The following is a 1167-nucleotide window of genomic DNA, read 5'->3' as shown; positions in this document are numbered from 1 at the left end:
CGGGGAGCGGCGCGCACCCGTGCTCGGCCGCGCCTACCATCGGGGCGCCGCCGCGCGGGAGCCCGCGCCGCGGCCCGTACCGCCCCTCCCCGGGGAGGGCGCGCCACGCAGCGGCTGGGACCTCGTGTGGGTCGGCAGGATCGAGCCCGCCAAGGACCTGCACACGCTGTTGCGCGCCTTCACGACGGTGCACGAGGCGGAGCCGCGCGCGACGCTGCGGCTCGTCGGCACCGCCGAGGACGACGCGGCCCGCGCCTATCTCGACTCCTGCCGCGCCCTCGCCGCCGAGCTCTTCCCCGCCGACCCGGCCGGGCTCCCCTGCCCGGTCCGCTTCGACCTCGACGCTCCCGGGACCGGGGAAGGAACCGATACGGCGGACGGCCTCGCGACGGCGGACGGCCTCGCGACGGCGGATCGCGCGGAGCCCGACCGCCCGGAGCCGGGCCTCCCGGAGAAAAGCGGCCCGGCGGCCGCGGCTGACCCGGCGGACGCGGACCCGGAAGCGGCCCCCGAGCCGGACGCGCACCCCACCGCCGGTCCCGCCGCCGGTTCCGCCCCCGCCCCCCGTCCCGCTCCCGCCCTCGACCTCGCCGAGGTCTACGCGGGCGCCGACGCCGTCGTCCTGTCCAGCACCGTCGAAGGCTTCCCCATCAGCCTCGTCGAGGCCATGTTCTGCGCCCGCGCCACCGTCTCCACCGACGTCGGCGCCGTCCTCGAAGTCGTCGGCGGCACCGGCGTCGTCGTCCCGCCGCGCGAACCGGCCGCGCTCGCCGCCGCCTGCCTCGGGCTGCTCCGCGACCCCGGGCACCGCGCCCTGCTCGGCGCGGCGGCCCGTGCCCGCGCCCTCGAGCTCTTCACCGTCGAGCAGAACACCGCCGCCTTCCGCGCGATCTACCACGGCCTCACCGCCGGGCCCGGGCAGCCCGCCGCGCCCCCCGTCCCCCTCCCGGGCGCCCGCACCCCCTCCTGGGCCGCCCGCCAGTCGACCACCACCGAACGCGCCATGGAGGCCACCCGATGACCAGCCCGACCCGCACGCCGGCGGAGCCCGCCGACGGCGGGCGGCCGGTGCCGCCCGCCCCGGACCCCGCGTCCCCGGCCTCCGCCGCGGCCGACCCCGTCAAGAGCCTCATGCTCATCCACCACGACCTGTGCGCCGACGCCGTC

The 1167-nt window shown here is 79.6% G+C and carries 1 protein-coding gene; it reads left to right on the top strand.

Annotated features, from left to right (window positions below; all coding sequences use genetic code 11):
• Positions 1–1021, top strand: a 1021-nt coding sequence (locus SSBG_RS34390) for a glycosyltransferase (protein WP_234010427.1), incomplete at its 5' end; no start/stop codon positions are given.
• Positions 1022–1167 lie beyond the last annotated feature (146 nt).

It is taken from the genome of Streptomyces sp. SPB074, from assembly GCF_000154905.1.
In the GTDB taxonomy this organism is placed as follows: Bacteria; Actinomycetota; Actinomycetes; order Streptomycetales; family Streptomycetaceae; genus Streptomyces.
Note: the sequence above shows the minus strand (reverse complement) of the source record. Positions and strands in the feature narration are given on the sequence as shown.